At 27.5% G+C, this 1,703-nt stretch carries 1 protein-coding gene and 1 pseudogene; both read left to right on the top strand.

Annotated features, from left to right (window positions below; all coding sequences use genetic code 11):
- Positions 1 to 863 (top strand): annotated as a pseudogene (locus ELQ12_RS09580) (hypothetical protein); the annotation flags it as partial.
- Between the two features lie 50 nt (positions 864 to 913).
- The coding region (locus ELQ12_RS09575) for an ankyrin repeat domain-containing protein (RefSeq protein ID WP_134264746.1) at positions 914 to 1,703 on the top strand (790 nt) is incomplete at its 3' end.

Below are 1,703 nucleotides of genomic sequence, written 5' to 3'. Positions count from 1 at the left end.
ATGAAGATGAGAACACTATTTATTTTTGTGATGTATATAAAAATGTAAAAAATAAAGAAATTGAGTATAATCCTAATATTAATAATATTTTAAATCAAGCTTGTATTTCTTCTATTTATAAAGAGCAAAGCTTAAGAACTAATTCTTTTACACATTCTAGTATTAATGCCAATACTCCTTTAAATCTTTTATCTTTACATTCTAATAAAGTTCCTTATGAACAAGAACTTAATAACAAAGCTTATTATAATGAACATTTTTATGAGAGTGAATATTCTTTTACAAAAAGCATTGATTTAAAGACTAAGCCTTCTCTTAAAGAAAAAAGAGTCTTAGTATTAAATGAAAGCTTACTAGCAAAAAGTAATATTTATCATCTTAGCTTAGGAGATTTTATCACTTTAAATTATAAGGAGTTTAATCATCAAGAAGAAATAAAAAATCAAGATGAAGAAAAACAAGATAAAGCTTCTTTGCTTAAAGACTTTATTATTATTGCTAATACTCAAATCTTAATTGATGATGCTATCTTAGCTAATTCTATTAATACTAATGATCATTTAAATTTAAAAGATTTAAATTTAAGTAAATCTTATTCTAATACTTTAACTTTATTAAAAAAGAATATTATCTTTACTCCAAGTTTTAAAGCTAAGAAAAATTGCTCTTTTACAGCTGATAATGTAAATACTATGGCAAATCAAGAAAGTGTTTTAACAGCACAAAAACAAATCGTTTCTAGGGTAGGAAATACAACTATTACACAAACAAAAGATAAAATTATACTCCAAGTAGGAACAACACAAGTGATTATAGATAGCAAAGGTTTAAGGGTAAAAGGAGGTGATTTAAGAGCGGATTAAAAGCAATTTTCTTAAAATTAAAACTAAATTTACAAAGAAAGGAAAAACAAATGAAAACTTTAGAAGAAATGCAAGCTATGGATGAAGAAACGGTAACGGAGATAGGTTGGGAGTTTTTTGATCTTATTAAAGATAATAAACTTAAAGAAGTTAAAGAGTTTTTAAAAGATTATCCCGTGCCTGAAGTATTTTTAGAGAAATGTTGTAAGATATATTGGTGTAATCATCCTATACCTTTTTTTAGCCCTAGTTCTACTTTAGCTTGGGCAGGGATCGCTTATGATAAGAGTCAAAGTTTTGAAATGATGGAGTATTTTGAGAGTTTAGGACTTAAAGCTGATGATGAGTGTTTAGGAAATAATGCCCTTACTAGTTATATTGGAGTGGGTGGAAAAAATAAAAAAATGATTGATTATTTTTTTAAAAAAGGATGTAAATTTGAAGTTTATGATGAAGAAGGTGCCACCCCTTTGCATTCTTGGATATTGCTTGGTGATCCTGAGTCTGTAAATTCTTTAGAAGTGGCTTTACAATTTGGCGCTGATGTAAATATGAGAAGGATTGAAACAGAACATGAACACAGTTATATCGATGCAGGAAAAACCCTTTTACATATAGCTGCAAGATCTAAGAAAAAACCTATTGGAACTTGTTTGGAAATTTTGATCAAATATGGAGCTGATGTCAATGCTGCTAATTGCACTATCAATGAAATTGAAAATGATAAAATCAATTATTTTGAACCTGATACTCCATTGGATCAAGCTATTTCTTTTGGGATAAATAAAAATAAAACAATCTTAAAAAAAGCAGGTGCTAAGACTTGGGAACAATTGGTTA

It is taken from the genome of Campylobacter sp. US25a (assembly GCF_004379075.1).
GTDB classification, from domain to species: Bacteria; Campylobacterota; Campylobacteria; order Campylobacterales; family Campylobacteraceae; genus Campylobacter_D; species Campylobacter_D jejuni.
Note: the sequence above shows the minus strand (reverse complement) of the source record. Positions and strands in the feature narration are given on the sequence as shown.